The organism is Paraglaciecola sp. 2405UD69-4, assembly GCF_047525415.1.
In the GTDB taxonomy this organism is placed as follows: domain Bacteria; phylum Pseudomonadota; class Gammaproteobacteria; order Enterobacterales; family Alteromonadaceae; genus Paraglaciecola.
On the sequence record NZ_JBLIXM010000006.1, the window covers coordinates 16669 to 37393 of the forward strand.

The 20725-nt window shown below is 39.4% G+C and carries 14 protein-coding genes; 8 read left to right on the forward strand and 6 right to left on the reverse strand.

Annotation, left to right across the window (positions count from 1 at the left end):
* Positions 1-64: 64 nt before the first annotated feature.
* Complete coding sequence (locus ACMUMK_RS16530) at positions 65-3055, reverse strand: TonB-dependent receptor (RefSeq protein ID WP_414702257.1); 2991 nt, start codon at positions 3053-3055, stop codon at positions 65-67.
* A gap of 704 nt (positions 3056-3759) precedes the next feature.
* Here ACMUMK_RS16530 and ACMUMK_RS16535 point away from each other — a divergent pair.
* From ACMUMK_RS16535 to ACMUMK_RS16545, 3 genes are all read left to right on the forward strand, one after another.
* The gene (locus ACMUMK_RS16535) at positions 3760-5313 is read left to right on the forward strand and encodes an MFS transporter (RefSeq protein ID WP_414702258.1); all 1554 of its coding nucleotides are present in this window, start codon (positions 3760-3762) and stop codon (positions 5311-5313) included.
* 70 nt (positions 5314-5383) lie between these two features.
* Complete coding sequence (locus tag ACMUMK_RS16540) at positions 5384-7849, forward strand: GH36-type glycosyl hydrolase domain-containing protein (RefSeq protein WP_414702259.1); 2466 nt, start codon at positions 5384-5386, stop codon at positions 7847-7849.
* Between the two features lie 15 nt (positions 7850-7864).
* Positions 7865-8959 carry a glycoside hydrolase family 5 protein gene (locus tag ACMUMK_RS16545; RefSeq protein ID WP_414702260.1) on the forward strand — a complete coding sequence of 365 codons (1095 nt, stop codon included), beginning with the start codon at positions 7865-7867 and terminating at the stop codon, positions 8957-8959.
* A gap of 95 nt (positions 8960-9054) precedes the next feature.
* On the opposite strand, the gene ACMUMK_RS16550 is transcribed toward ACMUMK_RS16545, so the two are convergent.
* The 3 genes from ACMUMK_RS16550 to ACMUMK_RS16560 all read right to left on the reverse strand — a co-directional run bounded on the left by ACMUMK_RS16550 (position 9055) and on the right by ACMUMK_RS16560 (position 13300).
* A complete protein-coding gene (locus tag ACMUMK_RS16550) occupies positions 9055-10071 on the reverse strand; it encodes a LacI family DNA-binding transcriptional regulator (RefSeq protein ID WP_414702261.1) in 1017 nt (338 codons plus the stop codon).
* Between the two features lie 154 nt (positions 10072-10225).
* Positions 10226-11695, reverse strand: a complete 1470-nt coding sequence (gene rmuC / locus ACMUMK_RS16555) for a DNA recombination protein RmuC (protein WP_414702262.1) — start codon at positions 11693-11695, stop codon at positions 10226-10228.
* An 87-nt stretch (positions 11696-11782) separates the two neighbouring features.
* Complete coding sequence (locus tag ACMUMK_RS16560) at positions 11783-13300, reverse strand: fumarate hydratase (RefSeq protein ID WP_414702263.1); 1518 nt, start codon at positions 13298-13300, stop codon at positions 11783-11785.
* A gap of 125 nt (positions 13301-13425) precedes the next feature.
* Between ACMUMK_RS16560 and pabB the strand changes: the two genes are divergently transcribed.
* The 3 genes from pabB (at position 13426) to ACMUMK_RS16575 (ending at position 16952) form a co-directional block, all read left to right on the forward strand.
* The gene (gene pabB / locus ACMUMK_RS16565) at positions 13426-14856 is read left to right on the forward strand and encodes an aminodeoxychorismate synthase component I (protein ID WP_414702264.1); all 1431 of its coding nucleotides are present in this window, start codon (positions 13426-13428) and stop codon (positions 14854-14856) included.
* The gene (locus ACMUMK_RS16570) at positions 14853-15422 is read left to right on the forward strand and encodes a CoA pyrophosphatase (protein WP_414702265.1); all 570 of its coding nucleotides are present in this window, start codon (positions 14853-14855) and stop codon (positions 15420-15422) included. Before pabB ends, ACMUMK_RS16570 begins: the two co-directional genes overlap by 4 nt.
* Before the next feature lie 156 nt (positions 15423-15578).
* Positions 15579-16952, forward strand: a complete 1374-nt coding sequence (locus tag ACMUMK_RS16575; protein WP_414702266.1) for an L-serine ammonia-lyase — start codon at positions 15579-15581, stop codon at positions 16950-16952.
* Positions 16953-17018: 66 nt separating this feature from the next.
* Here the strand turns inward: ACMUMK_RS16575 and cysB are convergent, their stop codons facing one another.
* Positions 17019-17993: an HTH-type transcriptional regulator CysB gene (cysB, locus tag ACMUMK_RS16580; protein ID WP_414702267.1), complete on the reverse strand. Its 975-nt coding sequence runs from the start codon at positions 17991-17993 to the stop codon at positions 17019-17021.
* Between the two features lie 241 nt (positions 17994-18234).
* Here cysB and ACMUMK_RS16585 point away from each other — a divergent pair, with 241 nt between their 5' ends.
* Both ACMUMK_RS16585 and ACMUMK_RS16590 read left to right on the forward strand, forming a co-directional pair.
* Positions 18235-18927 (forward strand): sensor histidine kinase, encoded by a 693-nt coding sequence (locus ACMUMK_RS16585; protein WP_414702268.1) that lies wholly within the window; start codon positions 18235-18237, stop codon positions 18925-18927.
* A gap of 39 nt (positions 18928-18966) precedes the next feature.
* A complete protein-coding gene (locus ACMUMK_RS16590) occupies positions 18967-19734 on the forward strand; it encodes a hypothetical protein (protein WP_414702269.1) in 768 nt (255 codons plus the stop codon).
* A 9-nt stretch (positions 19735-19743) separates the two neighbouring features.
* Here the strand turns inward: ACMUMK_RS16590 and ACMUMK_RS16595 are convergent, their stop codons facing one another.
* Positions 19744-20676, reverse strand: coding sequence for a LysR family transcriptional regulator (locus ACMUMK_RS16595; protein ID WP_414702270.1), 933 nt, complete (start codon positions 20674-20676; stop codon positions 19744-19746).
* Between the last annotated feature and the right edge of the window lie 49 nt (positions 20677-20725).

The following is a 20725-nucleotide window of genomic DNA, read 5'->3' on the forward strand; positions in this document are numbered from 1 at the left end:
ACCAATGCTTTAAAAAACAAAAAAGGAGCCAGGGTAGCGGCTCCTTTTGCAGTGCTAATAGACTCTAGAAGCGATATCTAGCGCCCAAGTTGTAGCGTGCGCCACTTTGAGTCAAGTTCAACACTTGCTCAGTAGCTCGGCCGCTAACACGAGTGTATTCATCAGTAATATTCAATGCTTCAATAAATACTGATAAACCTTCAACAGATGGGATTTCATAACTTGCGTTTAGATCCCACTGTGAGTATTCCTCTGTGTATTGCGGTGCGTTCTGACCTGTATCTTGGCCACGAGAGTTCAAGAACTCATCTCGCCAGTTATAAGCCAAACGCAGTGACAAACCGTCTTTCTCGTAAACACCGATTAAGTTAGCAGTATCACTCAAGCCTAAAATAGCCGGCTGGTCTTCAAGAATAAAGTTGTCATACTCAAGATCAGAATCTACATAGGTATAGTTTGCCATTACACCAAATCCAGACTCACCAAAGAAATGTTGAACAGCCAATTCTAAACCATCAACCGTTCTGCTTTCATTTGAGTTAGTTGGTGTACTAATAGCGAATGCAAAGGTGTTATCAGTCGCAGGGTCACCTGTAATAGTTTGTGCATCCACGTCTACAAATGGGCTATCTGCAAAGTTAGCGAATATATACTCTCTGATTTCCGCACCAGTAGCACCAGAATCTAAAGCAGCAATGGCGGCGTCATACTTTTCACCGTCAGCAGGGTTGGCAATGCCAAATACTTCAGAATCAACAATTACGCTTGATATAAAGTTAACCACGTCTTTAGTAAAGTAACCCACTGACACATAACTTACATCGTCGTAATACCACTCGAATGATAAATCAAAATTAGTTGATTCAAGAGGTAATAGAGACGGGTTACCAGCACTTCCGTTACCACCAGCTCTGTTAGCTATGCTAGCCACCGATGTACCACCTAACAAATTAGAGTAATCAGAACGGCTAATGGTTTCACTATAAGCTGCGCGCACAACTATGTCATCGGTCAAGTCTAGTGAAACATTTAAGCTAGGCAATAAATAATCATAATCACCTTTTTGATCTAAGAAAGTACGACCATTTTCACTAAGTATAATTTCAGTATCTGCAACCCAAGCAGCACTATCATATGCCACTACAGCCGATGTTGATGTAACGTCAGTTTTTTCGTAACGTAAACCACCGTCTAACTTCAGGTACATGTCACCGATATCGGTTTCCCAATTTACTTTCACGTATAAAGACGTGCTTTTTTCTACTGTAGTTCTGTCTTCTTGTGCATCAAACTGAGTAGATGGGCAGAATGAGTTGCCACAATCACCAATGATTGATGAAGTATTATCATAAAGTTCAGAAGCTCTTTGTCTAATGGCTTCGAAGTCCCAGAAAAAGATGGTATCTAAGATAGTAAAATCAGTAAGTGTTGGGTCGTTTAATTGATTAGCAATACTGAAATCACCGCCACCAACATCAAATTTGTCGTGAATAGTATCTCTAACAAACCACTCTTCTTCAAAATCACCTTCTTCGCCTACACCACCCCAATCGTTTCGTTGTACGTTAACGTTTTGGACTCGGTTACTGACTTCATTTACAGCCACACCAAAGTCAATACTGGTGCTGTCATTTAAGTTGTACTCAAAATCCAACTGGGTTTGTTCGATTTCTTGAGTGTTACGGCCATTACCAAATACACTACCGGTAACACGCATATCTGACCATTCGATGTCATTGCCACCACCTACCGATAAAATAGGCAAGTCGCCTGTAAAATCCGTTGCAGCACTAGTACGCACAAAACCTGCCATTGATAGGTTTGAACTGGTTCCCCAAGGGCCATCAGCTCCCCAATCAGAATCTGAGTTATGGTAATCAAGCTTAACTTTTAAATCATCTGTCGCTTCCCACTCAATGTTTAAACCAATTGAGTTGGTAGTTGATTTACTGCTTGACTGACCAGCAGCCATAGATAAATCAGCTGGCGTACTAAATGTTTCTGAATATAATAGCGGTGATGCAATTGGGCCGTCTGTCCAGACGTTTTCAGATGGACCAAAGTTGTACCAAGCTGAAACATCTTGATGTTGCACTGCAATCGCATTTTCAAAATAAGTGTAATCTAGCGTAGCCGTTAGAGTATCAACTGGGCGATATTGCAGCACTAATTGAGCATTTTTACGGGTTCTTTGCTGTTCTTCAAAACGATAAATTGTCGTTTGTGGAACTGAATAGATATCATCAGCACCTGGGCGGTTAATTTGTGAGTCGTCATTTGGAACACCGCCCCAGTCAGCTATACCGTCAGACCAATCGTTATCGATTTCACCGTCAAAACTTCTCCAACCAGTACCTACTTGAGCTTGTTGGTTACCACTTTCACGCTTTTGGATACTACCGGTTATAGATACCCCGAACTTACCATCGTCAAAATTAGTTGAGTAAATACCTGCAATCTCAGGGGTAATACTACCTTTGTCTGTTGAAGTATCATTCACTAATTTTCCAGACAATACAGCAACGGTACCCGCATTGTTTAATGGTCTATTAGTCAGAATATTAACAGTGGCACCAATACCGCCTGTGGCGATAGCAGCATTACCTGTTTTGTGTACTTCAACGCCAGAAACACCTTCAGATGCAATATTAGCAAAATCAAATGAACGACTGCCTGTTGAACTTGGCATTTGACGGCCATTAAATAACACTAGGTTTTGTTGAGGTCCCCAACCACGAACAGTGATCTCGCTCCCTTCACCGTTACTTCTGTCTATTGCAACACCAGTTATACGTTGCATAGATTCAGCTAAGTTAGTATCTGGGAATTTCCCCATATCTTCAGCAGATATAACATCTACTATGCCGTCGCTACTGCGTTTTACATCCATGGAGCGGATTAAGCTACCACGCACCCCTTTTACGCTAATGACTTCTACGTCATCACCGCTAGCTTCTTGCGCCATAGCAACAGGAGCAACCGAGCTAACACCCATAGCGATAGATAAGCTAGCCGCTAAACGTGTTTTAGTAAATGAAATACCATGTTTGTGCATTGTCTTTCCTCTCATTGATTCTTACTAACATTCAATGATTTGTTAATGTGTGTGTTTGTTCCACCATGTAATTATTCAGCGGTTTCAAAAGTAACCTACGTCAAGCAAGTTAAACTTCTAAGCAAATGAAAACGCTTTCATTAAATTAAAGAACACTTGCTTGCAGGTCAATAAATATTTACATTTTTTTTACAACCAACAAAATTGTCAATGATTTAACTCAATAAATTTTACATTTAAAAAATACAATCATCAATAACAAGAACGTGAGATCAAAGAAACCCAAAGTATAAACCCAAAGAAAAAATAAAAATTAACCTTATAAAACAACACACTACATAAAAACCCTTGTTAAAATAAATTATAAAATTTCCATCGAAAATGTTAACAAAGTATGGAAAATACATAGATATTGTAGATTTAACTAACGTCATGTTCATAGCTTTCCGTCAATAATAACTCGCCAAAACGGACCAAAAAATCGTTAAAATGAACTTATAAAAATGATTAAAAAATAACATATTTTTACAATATGCACTTTTTTTTCACAACACCCCATTGAAAACGTTTTCATTAGAATCTAAACTAGCTCGGGTAGATAACCGTTATAACTTTTTTGAGTCAAACCTTGGTATATTCTGCTAAAAATAGAATTCAACGTATGCGACAGCATATACACATGAAGATGTTTCGGAGTTTTTAGAATGACAAAATTGCCACTGTATGAAAAAGTTGGCTATGCAATGGGAGACGCAGCCGCTAATTTGGTTTGGCGTGGAGCTCTTGCGTATTTAGCAGTGTTTTATACCGATACTTTTGGCTTAGCAGCCTCTGCTGCAGCTATTTTATTTTTAGTTGTAAGACTATCAGACGGTGTCACAGATATCATCATGGGTATGATAGCTGACCGTACCAACACTTCTTGGGGTAAGTTCAGACCTTGGATATTCTGGTCCACTCCTTTCCTATGTTTGTTCATGGTACTTTGCTTTACTTCCCCGGATTTAAGTGAAACCGGCAAGCTTGTTTATGCCTATGTGACCTACATAGGGCTCACCCTCGCATATACAGTCAACAATGTCCCATACTCAGCATTAATGGGAGTAATGACAGAAGATGACAACGAGCGTACCAGCCTAAGTGGTTTTAGGTTTGCTGGAGCCTTTTTAGGTGGCTTGTTTGTCATGGGCTTCCTGCCTACATTGGTTAATAAGTTTGGAGCAGGAAACGATGCTTTAGGCTATCAATACACTATGTACTTCTTTGCCGGCCTTTTAATGGCACTAATGGTAATTTCAGTTGTTAGCACGAAAGAGCGCGTTAAGCCGGTGCTTAAAGAGCAAAAGAGCTTAGGCAATGAGTTAAAAGATCTCAGTATGCAGTTGCCCTTTATTCTATTTCCACTTGGTTTTATGACGGCATTTTTCCACTACCGCAATTGGATTACTGGTGTTCTTTTTGTTGTAGTCATGTGCTCAATGACTTGGTTCGTGAAACGTTTACTCAAACAAAACCAAAACAGTAACGCAGCAACTAAATCTGGCGTTCAGCAAGATATGCTTGACCTTGTAACCAATAAACCTTGGTTGATTTTGCTTGGAATTGGCTTTTTAACCATGATGTTTAATGGAATTAAATATGGTGTTATTGCCTACTATTTTAAATACTACGTGGGTGATGAAATTATGGCAGGACAATATTTTATCGCGCTGCTCGTAGTTTCCATATTAGGTGCACTATGCACCAGTTTCATTGCTGAAAAAATAGGACGCAAAACCCTATTAATCATCGCTCTAGTCATGAGTAGCTTATTAACATGTGGCTTTTTCTGGTTACCTGGTACCGATGTAACTCAAATATTTATATTGGGCTGTGCTGCCGAGTTTTTCGCAGCCATGATGCCTACTTTATTTTTCTCTATGCTCGGAGATTCAGCCGATTACAACGAATGGCGCAATGGCCGCCGCGCCACTGGATTAATTTATTCAGCAGGAACATTTGTACAAAAAACAGGTAGCGGTTTTGCTGGTGCGTTAATGCTAATAGTACTAGCAAGTTATGGTTACGATGGTATGGACCCAACCACAATCGATGGTTCATTACCTGCTATGGCATTACTTATGAGCTTTATACCTGCAGGCTTTGGTTTTGCAGCGGCTGCACTCATGATTTTTTATCCAATAACAGAACAAAAGCAACGTCAAATGACAGAAGAATTAATTGACCGTAGAAAAACAGCTGCGGCAATCACCGAATAACTTTTACTCAATATTAGTAAGAATTGAGTACCTTAAATTTTAAACCATTTAATATGAAGGGATTGAAAACATGCAAAACCTAGCCACTGAAACAAACCAAAAGTTCGGTTATTTCGATGACGAAAACTATGAATATGTAATTACAACACCATACACACCAACACCTTGGATAAACTACTTAGGCAATGATGGTTTTTATGGGTTGATTTCAAATACTGCCGGTGGCTACTGTTTTTATCGTGATCCTAAGTTTCGTCGCTTAACGCGCTACCGTTACAACAATGTGCCTGTAGATAACGGCGGTCGTTATTTCTATTTAAAATGTGACGAGCAATACTGGTCAGCAACTGGTCTTCCTGTTGACACTCAACTAGATGAATACTCATGTAGACACGGAATGGGCTACAGTCGCTTTAATGCGAGTAAAAACGGTATTGCTTCTGAAGTTACCAGCTTCATTCCTTTAGATACTAAAGCCGAAGTACATAGCCTAAAACTCTCAAACAACACCTCAGAAACGAAAACAGTAGACGTATTTTCTTTTATCGAATGGTGTTTATGGAACGCAGAAGATGATGGCGCTAACTTCCAAAGAAATTTATCAACGGGTGAAGTAGAAGTCGAAGGAAGTACTATATTTCACAAAACTGAATACCGTGAAAGACGTAACCATTATTCGTTTTATTCGGTGAACCGTGAGCTAACCGGTTTTGAAACAGACCGTGCTACTTTCCTTGGGCCATATAGAGGGTTTGATCGTCCAGCCGCGGTTGAATCTGGCGTTACGAAAAATTCAGTTGCTCGTGGTTGGTCTCCTATTGCTTCTCATCACTTAAAAGTGGAGCTAGCTCCAGGTGAAAGCCAATCTTTAGTTTTTGTTTTAGGATATTGCGAAGTAGAGCCTGAGAATAAATGGTCTGGCTTAAACATAATTAATAAAGCGCCTGCTGCTACCCTTAGTGGTAGATTTGATACCGATGATAAAGTCGCTGCAGAGCTTAAAAAGCTTAATGATTACTGGTTTAATTTATTGGGTAAATTTACAGTAGAATCACCAGATGACAAATTTAACCGTGCGGTTAACATTTGGAATCAGTACCAAAATATGGTGACCTTTAATTTATCACGTAGTGCTTCATTCTATGAATCTGGTATAGGCCGAGGCATGGGGTTCAGAGACTCAAACCAAGATACTATTGGGTTTGCCCATATGGTGCCAGAAAAAGTCAAAGAGCGTATTTTGGATCTTTCTGCTACTCAAAAAACAGACGGCTCTGCGTACCATCAATATCAGCCATTAACCAAAAAAGGTAACGCCAACATAGGCGGCAATTTTAATGATGACCCTATGTGGATGGTGCTATCAACTGCAAACTACATTAAAGAAACTGGTGACTTCAGTATTCTTGATGAAGTGGTTCCTTTTGATAGTGATTTAGACAACACAGCAACCCACTTTGAACATTTAACTAGGGCATTTAATCACGTAATCAATAACCTAGGTCCCCATGGGTTACCCTTAATAGGCAGAGCTGATTGGAATGACTGTTTAAACCTTAACTGTTTCTCAGAAGATCCCAATGAGTCATATCAAACTACCCAAAGGGGTGCTTCTGACATTGCAGAATCAGTGATGATTGCTGGGCAATTCGTATTATACGGCCAAGAGTTTGTAGATTTGTGTAAAAAGATTGGGAAGGATGACCTAGCTGCAACTTGCTTAAAGCACGTTGAGCAAATGCGAGAGACTGTAAAACAGCATGCATGGGACGGAGCTTGGTTCCTTCGAGCTTATAATGCTAAAGGTGAAAAGATAGGAAGTAACGAAAACACTGAAGGTAAGATTTTCATCGAGTCTCAAGGTTTTTGTGCCATGGCAGGAATTGGCTTAGATGATGGTAAAGCCCTGCAAGCCATGAACTCTGTTGAAGAGCACTTATCTACAGACTTTGGAATAATGCTGAATCAACCAGCCTATACCAGTTATGACAAGTACATAGGTGAAATAACGTCCTACCCTCCTGGCTATAAAGAAAATGCTGGTATCTTTTGTCACAACAACCCATGGATAACCATATCTGAAGCAATGCTTGGGCGAGCTGAAAAAGCATATGAGTATTACAGTAAAATTACGCCTGCATTTTTACAAGATGTTCAAGATCTGCATAAAACCGAACCTTATGTATACAGCCAAATGATAGCTGGTGCAGACGCAGAACACCCTGGAGAAGCGAAAAACTCTTGGTTAACCGGAACAGCGGCGTGGAACTACTATGCAGCGACTCAATACATATTGGGAATTAAGCCAACTTATGATGGATTAAGTATTGACCCATGTATTTTACCGACTTGGGATAACGTAAAGATTAACCGAGAATTCCGTGGCGCTCGTTACGAGATTACATTACGTAATCCCGAAGGAATAAGTAAGGGTGCTATATCTTTGACAATTGACGGACAGGAAATAGAAGGCAATGTAATTGATCCCATTGCGTACTCTGGAAGCCACAAGATTGTCGCAACCTTAAGCAAGTAAATAATTAGGCCAACTATGAAAAAGCTTATCAAGACTTCGACCTTGCTCCTTTTATTTTTTAATTTAAGTATTTGTGCAGCAAGCAATAGTTCAGCTTTGACTAAAGATTGGTGGAATGTGCCCTACCCGGGCACATTTGACGCCAGCCAATTAGCCAATGAACAGGAGTTTATTCGAGTAAAAGGAAATAAACTCGTAGATGAGAAAGGAAAGACATTTGTATTTCGCGGCGTAAATATCGCAGATCCAGATAAACTACGCACTGAAAAGCAATGGTCTCTATCTTTATTTAAAGAGTTGAAAAATTGGGGGGCTAACGTTGTACGCTTACCCATTCACCCAATATCTTGGCAAAAAAATGGTAAAGAAGAATACTTCAAAATCATTGACCAAGCTGTAATTTGGGCTAACTCTTTGGACATGTACCTTATTGTTGATTGGCATTCAATTGGCTATCTGCCAGATGAATTGTTTCAACATCCAATGTATGACACAACCAAAAAAGAAACATTTACTTTCTGGAAGGATGTATCTTTTCGATATGCAGGAATACCCACCATAGCCGTCTACGAGTTATTCAATGAGCCTACCGACCAAGGCGGTAGATCAGGAAACGCAAACTGGCACGACTGGAAAGCCTTAAATGAGCAACTAATTGACATCATTTATGCCCATGACAAAAATGTAATCCCTTTAGTAGCAGGCTTTAATTGGGCATATGATTTACGTCCAATAAAACAATTTCCAATTGCACGCCAAGGGGTTGCTTATGCCGTTCATCCTTACCCTCAAAAAGCCAAGCCTAAAGTTAAATCCAAACAAAATTTCTTTGATTTATGGGAATCAGTTTGGGGCTTTGCGGCGAAAGACTACCCTATCATAGCCACTGAGTTGGGGTGGGTAAATGCTGATGGTGTAGGGGCACATATTCCGGTAATTAACGACGGAAGCTATGGGCCGCAAATAATGGAGTTCCTTCAACAAAGAGATATTTCTTGGGTGGTTTGGGCGTTCGATCCCCAGTGGTCACCAACCATGATAAAAGATTGGAATTTTACGCCAACCCAACAAGGTAAGTTTTTTAAGAAACAGTTGCAAAAGCAACAGTAAACATTTTTAAGCCCAGGCATAGTGGGTACTAGAGTAACTTGTAGGGGGTTACTCTAGTTTTTTAATCTCAAACTAACAAACTCAACAGCAAAGCTTTATTTTGGCGCCGGACCAGTACTTCCTCTGGCTTTCAACTCAAACGGTAAAAAACGCCTTCCAGGCTCTACATACTCACCTTTAAGTTGCTTTAACAATAACTCAATACACAAACCACCTATCTCTTCTAAAGGTTGATGCACAGTAGACAGAGGAGGAGAAACTAGTTGGGCATAGTTAATATCATCAAACCCCATAACTGAAATATCTTCAGGTACTGCAAACCCTTGCTTTTGTAAAAACTTCATGACACCGATTGCCATATCATCACTAAAGCAAAAAATTGCCGTGGGACGCTGCCTTAGTAACAGTAATTTACCTGCGCATTTCATACCAGACTCAACATCGTATCCCCCCTCAATACACAGACTATCATCATAGGGGATCTGAGCTTCCTCTAAGGCTTTTTTATAACCTTGTAACCTCTCATTAGAGCTGGCAATGTCATCAGGACCTGTTACGGCAGCAATATGTTTGTGCCCCAAATCAATCAAATGATTAACTGCAGCTTTAGCCGCAGCAACGTTATCCACTGCCACCTGCACAACTTCATCAGAGTCAATCTTTTCATTGCCATTTACCATAGGCGGTAATTGCTGCATCAAGGGTGAATGAGTATCGGTTTTAAAAGGAATACGAGAACAAAAAAGTAACACCCCATCGGCCTGCCCATGATTAACTAAGTCAGCATAATGCTGTTCACGGACTTCTAGCCCTTGGGTATCTCCCAACAACACCGAATAACCGGCCGTATGAGACTTCTGCTCAATTGCTCGAATTATTCCTGCGTTAACAGGGTTAGTGATATCAGGGATAATAACCACTATATTGCCACTTTTACGGGTTCGTAAACTTGCCCCTATACGGTTTGGTCTGTAACCCGATTCATCAATGACTTTCTGTACTTTTTCTAACGTTTTTTTCGAAACCATTTCTGGCGCACTAAACACTCTAGAAACAGTCGCTGGCGATACCTTAGCCAAGGCTGCAATATCTTTTATACCCAAAGCTGCCACGCTTTATCCTTCTATTAGCAACGTTTTGTTAACATTAACATGTAAAACGTTTTCATTTAACCACTTGCTTGTAAGTATACCCTCATTAAACCCAGTAGGCTTTACATCAAAAGGCTAAAAACAAACATAGAGTAATTAAAATATTTTTTAAGCTTCAATCGGTGTCTTCGGCACGCTCAACTAGTTTATCATCCAACTTTTTATTGCTTTGTACTCCCAACTGACGAAATTGTTCCACTTGACGAACTATATTTCCTTTACCTGTGGAGAGTTTATTCATAGCACTATCAAAATATTTCTGGCTTGCTTCAATCCCTTTGCCTATCTTGTCCATATCATTTACGAAACCATGAAACTTGTCATATAACTTACTGGCATTTGTCGCAATTTTTTGCGCGTTTTGATTTTGATATTCATACTGCCATATATTGTTAACCGTTCTTAAAGCCACCAGCAAATTCGTTGGACTCACTAACATAATATTGTTATCGAAGGCTAGTTTTAGCAAATCTGGCGCTTGGTCTGCTGCCAGTAAAAATGCCGACTCAATGGGAATAAACATTAATACATAATCCAAGCTTCTTATCCCAGTTAAATCCTGATAATCCTTTTTTCCTAGTTCTCTAATATGAGAGCGAATTGAAAGAACATGCTCTTTCAAATGTCCAGCCCGCAAAACGTCATCTTCTTGTTCATTGAAATAGCGCTCATAGGCTGCTAATGACACCTTAGAGTCAACCACTACATCTTTATTACCTGGCAGATGCACAACCACATCGGGTTGATAGGCTTTGCCTGTTACATTTTTCAATGGCACTTGAGTGTCAAACTCATGCCCTTCTCGTAAGCCTGACTCTTTAAGCACTCGCTCTAGAATCACTTCTCCCCAGCTTCCCTGAGTTTTATTATCGCCTTTTAGTGCTTTAGTTAAGGCAGCCGCATCTTGGGTGATTTGCTGATTTAACTCCTTTAATCCTAAAATTTCTGTTTTCAGTGACGCTCGCTCTTGGCCCTCTTTTACGTATTGATCCGTAACTTGCTTTTTAAAGCCTTCAATTTGCTCTTTTAAGGGCGATAAAATGGTATCCAACCCGGCTTTACTGGACTCAGCAAAACTATCTTGTTTCTGTTGAAAAATCTTATTGGCAGTATTTTCAAATTGGGTTTGTAGTCTTTTTTCTGCGGCTTCTAACAATTGTAGCTTTTCTGCCATGGCTAATTGTTCTTGCTCAAACCTCGCACTTTGAGATTCAAGCTGAGTTCTTAGGTTTGCAGCTAACTCTTGAGCCCTTAAGTATTGCTCTTGCCAATGTTTTTTCTCTGTATCTAATTCTGGTATTCGAGCTACCTGTTGACTTAACTGCCCTAACTTATTTTGTGTTGCAAACTGTTTTTCTACACCTTGTTTATACTCGGCGCTCATTTCTTTAATTAATATATCTTGTTTCGCAAGTTGGTCGCGGAGTTGCTTTTCTTGCTCTTGAAAGTTTGCATTAGCCCGAGCCAAAAGGCTTTGAAGCTTTCTATGGGCTCGCATTGCCATTAAGCCTAAACCTAGTACCACACCTAAAATAAACAGACCTGCAAACATCACCAAGGTAACAGGGTCATTGAATTGACTCATAACGCTTTAAAAACCTCATAACCTAAAAAACAAAAACGGCGGTAAAACCGCCGTTAATTACAAAAGCTTAATGTCAGTATATTTGGATTATTTTTCCATTTCTGCAATTTTAACTTTCCAAATAGCCGGTCCCGTTTCGTGGGCATTGGCGCCACTACTATCAACCGCAACTGTCACTGGCATATCCACTACATCAAACTCGTAAATGGCTTCCATTCCTAAGTCTTCAAACGCCACCACACGGGCTTTCTTAATAGCTTTTGAAACCAGATATGCAGCACCACCAACGGCCATTAGATACACAGACTTATGTTTTGCAATACTTTGTACTGTAGCTGGGCCACGCTCAGCTTTACCTATCATGCCACTTATGCCTGTTTTCTCTAACATCATGTCAGTAAACTTATCCATACGGGTGGCTGTTGTAGGGCCAGCAGGGCCTACTGCTTCGTCGCCTACTGCGTCAACTGGCCCCACGTAATAGATAAATTTATTATCAAAATCAACACCTTCTGGTAAGCCTTCGCCATTAGCCAGCATGGTTTGAATACGCTTGTGAGCCGCATCACGGCCAGTTAACATCTTACCGGTTAATAAGACAGTCTCTCCCACTTTCCATTCTTGAATGTCGTCTTTGGTCACTGTATCTAAGTTGACACGGCGTGTCCCCTCAGCAACTTCCCAAGTAACCTCCGGCCAATCTTCAAGTTTTGGTGGCGTAAAATCAGCAGGACCAGAGCCATCTAAGTGAAAATGAGCATGGCGCGTTGCTGCACAGTTAGGGATCATGGCAACGGGTTTAGAGGCGGCATGAGTAGGCAGTGATTTAATCTTAATATCAACGACTGTTGTTAAACCACCTAAGCCTTGGGCACCAATCCCTAAGTCATTTACTTTTTTGAAGATATCTAAACGTAGCTTTTCTTCAGTGGTTTCAGCACCTCTATCCATTAACTCTTGAATATCTACCGGATCCATTAAGCTTTCTTTAGCAAGTACAGCGGCTTTTTCAGCTGTACCGCCAATACCTATACCTAACATTCCAGGTGGACACCACCCTGCCCCCATAGTTGGCAAAGTTTTCACTACCCAATCTGCAATATCATCACTAGGGTTTAACATAACCATTTTAGATTTGTTTTCTGAACCACCACCTTTAGCAGCGATCATGACTTCGATATGATCGCCAGCAACAGTATCAATATGTACGACAGCAGGCGTGTTATCTTTGGTATTCTTACGAGCCCCTGCAGGATCAGCAACAATGGAGGCACGAAGAGGATTATCAGGGTTGAGGTAAGCTCTTCTTGTTCCTTCGTCCACCATTTCTTGAATGGTTAAATCAGTTTTATCCCACTGCACACCCATTCCAACTTTAACAAAACATGTAACAATACCTGTGTCTTGGCACAAAGGACGTTTACCTTCTGCAGACATTCGAGAATTGATAAGGATTTGCGCCATGGCATCTTTCGCTGCTTGGCTTTGTTCTTTGTTATAAGCTTTTTCGACTGCTTGAATGTAGTCGAGAGGGTGATAATAGGAAATAAACTGTAAAGACTCTTCAATACTATCAATAAAATCTTGCTGACGAATAACGGTCATGGATGCCTCTTAGATATTCTTAGGTTACATTTTATCTAGTTATGATAACCTGCAAAGCAAAATTGCTCCATGATAAATCTGCAGCATTTTATTAAACATTTATCCGAGTACCTAAATATTTCATAATGATGTTAAATAATCCTTTAGTCACTATTGTCCCAATTACTCTTCAAGCCAAGACTTGTATCACGCAAATTTTTCAACACTACTCCCATAAAAGCTGGGCTATGTTACTCGACTCATCAAGTAGTGAACATGAAAACGGTCAGTACGATATTATGGTAGCTAATCCGTTAGCCACAATTACCACTAAGGGTAATTATTCAGAGGTGACCCATTACAATAACTCCAAAGAGTGTAGTAATGACAACCCATTGGCACTATTACAAAAGCTAAGCAATCAGTATTTATCAGAGGTAGAACTAGCTTCTTCTGTAGATTTACCATTTATTATTGGAGCTTTAGGGTATTTTGGTTACGACCTTGGCCGTCGCTTTGAGACTTTACCAAATAAAAATGCTGACGAATATCACACACCAGATATGGCCATAGGTATTTATAGCTGGAGTATTATTAAAGATAATCTCAGTGACTGTTTTTACTTGTGTTACCTTGACGATTACCCCCACCCTAGTCAGTCAGAAATTGAAAGCCTGGCAAGTTCTAACTACGAATCGCAAAAATTCACATTAAAGTCCAAATGGCAAGCTAATATGTCAAAGGCTGCCTATAAACAGAAAATAGCGGCAATAAAGTCTTATTTAAAGGCTGGGGATTGCTATCAAACAAACTTAGCCCAAAGGTTTACTGCCAGCTATGAAGGTGATGAATGGCATGCTTATCTAAACCTAAGAAGAGAAAACAAAGCTCCATTTTCAGCTTTTATACGCTTATCACACTCTAGTATTCTGAGTATTTCTCCAGAGCGTTTTCTATTAGTAAAAAATAAAAATGTAGAAACCAAACCTATCAAAGGAACACGGCCAAGACAATTAGAGGCCATTGCAGACAAAGCACAAATTCAATCGTTACTTAGTTCATCAAAAGATAAAGCCGAAAACCTAATGATTGTCGATTTATTACGAAACGACCTTAGTAAACATTGTGAAGCTGGCACTGTTGCTGTTCCCGAGCTATTCAAAATAGAAACATTCACCTCTGTTCATCACCTAGTAAGTAAGGTAACTGCGAAACTAAAATCAGATAAAACGGCCATTGATTTGCTACAAGGAGCCTTTCCTGGTGGGTCTATTACTGGCGCGCCTAAGATAAGAGCCATGGAAATAATTGAAGAACTAGAGCCGAATAATCGTAATATCTATTGCGGCAGTATTGGCTACTTAGGTATAAAAGGTGATATGGATACCAGCATTTGTATCCGTAGCTTACTATGTGAACAGGCTACAATAGAAAACAAGATCCATTGTTGGGCCGGAGGCGGTATTGTAGTTGACTCATTAGCTGATGACGAATATCAGGAAAGCTTAGATAAAGTGTCTAAGATATTGCCCATACTCGATGCTGATTTGCCTAAAAAACACCCAAAGAACATATGAATAAATCTGAGTTTTTAATTAAGTATCATCATATTCGACAAGTAATAAGTGAACCCGACTTTCCTCTTAAAAGCCTAGGAAAACCTGCAGCTGTTCTTATCCCTATAGTACAATATCCAGATGAGCTAAGAGTCGTTTTCACGGTAAGAGCTAAACACCTCAAGCATCATGGGGGACAAGTGAGTTTCCCTGGCGGTAAACAAGAAACATCAGACCTATCTTTAATCCACACGGCATTACGCGAAACCCATGAAGAAATTGGGATTTCTCCACAAGACGTAGATGTTATAGGGAAACTACCTTTATATAGAACGGTAAGTGGCTTTGAGGTTACGCCTTTTATTGGCTTTGTATCTCCTCCCGTAACCTTAAAATTAGACAAAAATGAAGTGTTTGAATCTTTTGAAGTACCTTTGACATTTTTGCTTAACCCAAATAACCATTACACCCATTGGATGAAACGTAAAAATCATCAAACCCCTGTTTATTTCATACAGTGGCAAAATCATTATATTTGGGGCGCAACTGCAGCCTTTGTAAGAAACCTATCTCACCATTTTAATTAGCCAAATAAACGTTATTTTTATGGGCTTCACAGAAAACCCAATCTAAGTGCAGTAATCCTTACACCTTGGCTTACACTAATACTTCCTTTGCTATTGTTCAATGCTCAGTTTAGACGCACAATAAAAACTACATTTGCTCAAGTACAAGAATAAAAAATGATAAGTGTATTCGATATGTTTAGTGTTGGCATTGGACCATCAAGCTCTCATACAGTAGGACCAATGCGCGCTGCAAAGGCATTTTGTGAGCAACTTACAGCAACTCACCTTATTGCGCAGGTAGATAAAGTCACAGTAGAGTTATTTGGGTCTTTAGGACAAACAGGTAAAGGACATGGAACAGGTAAAGCCATTATTTTAGGGTTGCTTGGTCATGAGCCTGAAACCATTAATAGTAAACAAATTAATGGCATACTTAATCAGATCCACAACGAACAAAGCTTAAACCTAAATAATCAAAAGGTAATTCAGTTTCCCAATCAAGGTAGTATCACCTTTCATAGACGTAAAAGCCTGCCTCAACATGCTAACGCACTAACAATTCATGGTTTTAGCCAAGAGCAGCACCTTATATCCCAAACTTACTTTTCAATAGGTGGCGGATTTATTATAAAAGAGGAAGATTTTGAGAAACAAAAATCAGCGGCTTTATTAGATAATCAACCCACTCCTGTTTTTAACTTCTCCAGTGCTAAACAACTTCTGGAAATATGCAAAGAGCATGGCCTGAGCATTAGCGCTGTTATGCTAAAAAATGAACAAGTTATTGAGCCTCAAGAAAAGGTGATTAAAAATCTGTGGCATATTTGGCAAGTAATGAGTGAAAGTGTAAAAACGGGTATAGAATCTGAAGGTATTCTTCCGGGAGGGTTAAAGGTAACTCGCCGAGCACCAGCACTTCATAGAAGATTACAAACTGAACAAACAAATGATCCAATGGTAGCAATGGACTGGGTCAACCTATTTGCACTAGCGGTAAACGAAGAAAATGCCGCCGGTGGCCGCGTAGTAACCGCCCCCACAAATGGAGCCGCAGGGATCATTCCTGCAGTTTTAAGTTATTTTGACAAATTCGTAAAACCTTTAGACCCCAATACAGCTAGTCGCTTTTTGTTAACAGCTGCCGCCATTGGTATTTTATACAAAAAAAATGCCTCGATTTCTGGAGCAGAAGTAGGATGCCAAGGAGAAGTAGGCGTAGCCTGTTCAATGGCAGCAGGAGCACTCACAGAGATAATGGGAGGAACAGTAGAGTCCGTTGAAAATGCCGCGGAAATTGGTATGGAGCATAACCTAGGCCTGACGTGTGATCCTGTTGGAGGCTTAGTACAAGTTCCTTGTATTGAACGTAATGCGATGGGAGCAATAAAAGCCATTAACGCTTCAAGACTCGCCCTAAGAGGTACTGGCCAACAGAAAGTATCATTAGATAAGGTCATTAAAACAATGTGGGACACAGGCAACGACATGAAGTCTAAATACAAAGAAACCGCTAGAGGAGGTTTAGCGGTCAATATTATTGAATGTTAACTATGGCTAGCCGCCCAATTAGTCACTAACTATAAGGTAACTAATTGGGGTTTCTCACAATATATTTTACTTAACGGGTAAGGTTAACCCTTTAAACATTTTTTCAACTTCATCGTTGTTTTTCAACATCATGGCCTTTTCTACTACAGACTTAGTCAAATGAGGCGCAAAACGTTCAATAAATTCATACATGTAACTGCGTAAAAACGATCCTTTACGGAAGCCAATCTTAGTGGTGCTATATTCAAATAAATGACTCGCATCAATTTTGACTAAATCAGAATCTAGCTTGTCATCTATGGCCATTGAGGCAATCACCCCTACTCCAACACCTAAACGTACATAAGTTTTAATGACATCAGCATCTGTGGCGGTAAATACAATTTTCGGTTCAATGCCTGCGGCACTAAACGCTTGATCAAGGGATGACCTACCTGTAAAGCCAAATACGTAAGTAACCAGGTTATATTCAGCCAAATCTTCAATGGTAATACTGGCTTTTTTAGATAAAGGATGATCTCGATTGACAATAATACTGCGATTCCAATGATAACAAGGCAACATCACCAAATCGTTATATAAATGCAGAGCCTCTGTAGCAATGGCAAAATCAGCTTCGCCTTTTGCAGCTAAGTCACTTATTTGTGACGGGGTACCTTGGTGCATGTGTAAAGACACCTTGGAATATTTGCTCATAAAGCCTTTAATTACATCAGGTAAGGCATAACGGGCTTGCGTGTGGGTTGTCGCAATATTTAACTTTCCTTGATCAGGCAAGGTATGCTCTCGTGACACAGCTTTGATGCTCTCAACCTTAGCTAAAATTTCACGAGATATGTTAATCACATCTTGGCCCGCTTCAGTTACGTGAGTCAGATGTTTACCACTTCGTCCAAAAATTTGTACTCCCAACTCATCTTCCAACATACGTACTTGTTTGCTGATACCTGGCTGTGATGTATACAAACTTTCTGCAGTGGCTGATACGTTTAAATTATTGTTAAGAACCTCAACAATATACCTGAGTTGTTGTAATTTCATTATTTGACCTTGCTAGTTAACAGACAATCACCCTATATATTCAAATGTTATATAACTTTAACAAAATGAATTCCATAAAATTTTAAAAAAAAGTTCTAGTTATATAAAAAACCACTTGCCAAAGTGGCAACGAATCAAGGATAAAAGTCCCATAAAAATTTGTTAAGATGCTAAAAAATATAAATAAAATATCAAAATATAGGGTGTTCGTAATGAAATCATTTACTCAATGGAGTGCCGAATGCTTAAAGATGATGAAATGATTGATTTTTCAACTGTGCTAGGCTCAGCTGTTCATGACATGAAAAACTCGTTGTGTTTACTCAATAAAAGCATCGAAGATATTAATCATGCCATTAATCAACCAGATTCAAAAACCAGCGAATTTCTTGCTTCGGCTCACTATGAAGCAGCAAGACTAAACACTGGCCTAGTTCAATTGCTGTCTCTTTACAGGGCTAGATTGAATAATCTGCCAGTTAATATTGAGGAGCACTATATTGCAGATTTGATTGATGATTTGGTTGCCTCAAACAAAAATTACCTAAACCATAAAAATATGAGTTTAGAAGTTAACAAATCTGCCGATTTATTATGGTACTTAGACTCTGATTTAATTTGTATACTATTAAATGATGTTCTTATTAATGCACTTCGTTATGGCGAAAATAAAATAATACTGAGTGTCTATGAAGAAAACCAAAATCTCGTTTTTAAAATAGAAGACGATGGCCCTGGTTACCCCAAGAGTATGTTAAATGCTGATTTAATTGACATGCAAGCATTTGACATTAGACAAGGACGCACTGGATTAGGTTTGTTTTTTGCTCACTTAATAGCTAAAGCTCATAGCAAAAGCAATCAAGCAGGATTTATATCATTAACAAATGGTGGTGCCTTAGGGGGAAGTGTATTTGTTTTATCAATACCTTAATTTTTGTGTTTATTTTAATGTTGGAATAAAAATACTTTTATGATGTTTACGATAATTATAGTGTTAATCGTTTCTTTGGTGCTGATCGGCGTCATCGTTAATGCTATGCAACAACATAAAAATAGGATAGAAACTGAACGCAGAGCTGAAGCTTCCAAACAAAAAGCCATTATTGAAAATACTGAAGTCGCTTTAAAGGCAGCCGAAGGGATACCCTTCACTCAAAGGCTCTTGTTTATAATGAAGCGCAGGATACTCATTGCGACTAAAGCTTTACAAAACACCACTGATGACCCAAACAGGTATAATCAGCAAATTAAGGGAGTTGAGGAAGAGCTAAAAGCAATTGATATTGCTCAACCGCCACCACCAGAAGAAAAATTTAAGCTACCTCAAGCAGATAAGCAGGTTATCCAACTCATTAAAGGAATTAAAACTCTTAGAGCGCTGTTAAGGGCAGAATTTAAAAAAGGCCGTCTTGAAAGTCGAGTGTTTTTATCAGAAGACAAGCTGCTGGAAAGACTACAATTAAGAGCAAATGTGGACACTCTGATCCGAAGAGGTGACATTGCATTAAAAAAAGAACAGATAGGCTCTGCTCGTCAATGTTTAGAAAAAGCCATTGGTGCCCTGTCGTCACAACCGGTTCAAGATGAATATATCATGGCTCGCAAACGCCAACTTCAAGACAAATTATCTGATATTGAAAACAACCTGAAACAGGCTAATAGTGAAGATGTTGCACAAAGACAGGAGTCCGAGCGTAATGAATTAGATGAACTATTTGCAGAAAAGAAAAAGTGGTAGTAGGTGAAACTAGCTATTGAGAAGTAAATAGTCCTTTGCATCTAACTCCTCACTAACTTGCTCAACTACCCAGCTCCAAAACCCCTGGGCAACAGATGATAAATTACTTTTTTTAAGTCTAATGATCCCAACCTGTTTCTTCAAACCACTATCTTTTATGGGTAAACACACTAGCTTCTTAGCTAACATTTGTTCTCGACATAAAGCAGGTACAACTGATACTCCTAGCTCATAATTGACAAATTGCCCCAATGTTGCCAACTGACTAGCTTCCGCCACTATATTTAAAGAGTAATTTTTATTCTCCATGAGCTCATCAATCCATCGCCTAATTGCGGAGCCCCTGTTCATCGCTACAAATGGAAATTTAGCTAACTGGGGCCAAGAAACACCCTCAAACTTTGTTAACGGATGAGAAGAGTGAGCCACTGCCATGAAGCTATCTTCAAAAAGAGCATGGAACTCCAAACCTTCCATTTTCTCCGACTCAAAAGAAAATCCAAGTTCAGCGTGTCCACCTTGAACATTTTGTATCACATGCTCCATTACCACATCATTAACAGCTAACTTAATACTCGGATAAAGAGCCGTAAACCTTTGTAATATACTAGGAAGCAAACCGGCTGCAAATGACGGCATAGCAGCTATAGATAGTCGCCCTTGTCCTAATGAAAATAAATCGTTTAAATCAGAAAATGCTTGCTGCCAATCTAGAATCAACCTTTTAGCTATAGGCAAAAACAGTTTTCCTTCGGGGGTTAATTCTACTTTACGGGTCGTCCTGAAGAACAGTTCTCCACCTACTTGCCCTTCCATTTTTTTCATAGCTGACGACAAGGCTGGCTGAGATAAATGAATCTTCTCCGCCGCTTCAGCAAATGTATGAGAGTTAGCAATACACACAAAAATATTTAGTTGTTTAAACGAAACATTAGGCCCCATAACCTCACCACAATTAATAAATTAAACTTATTAATATGCATATTAATTC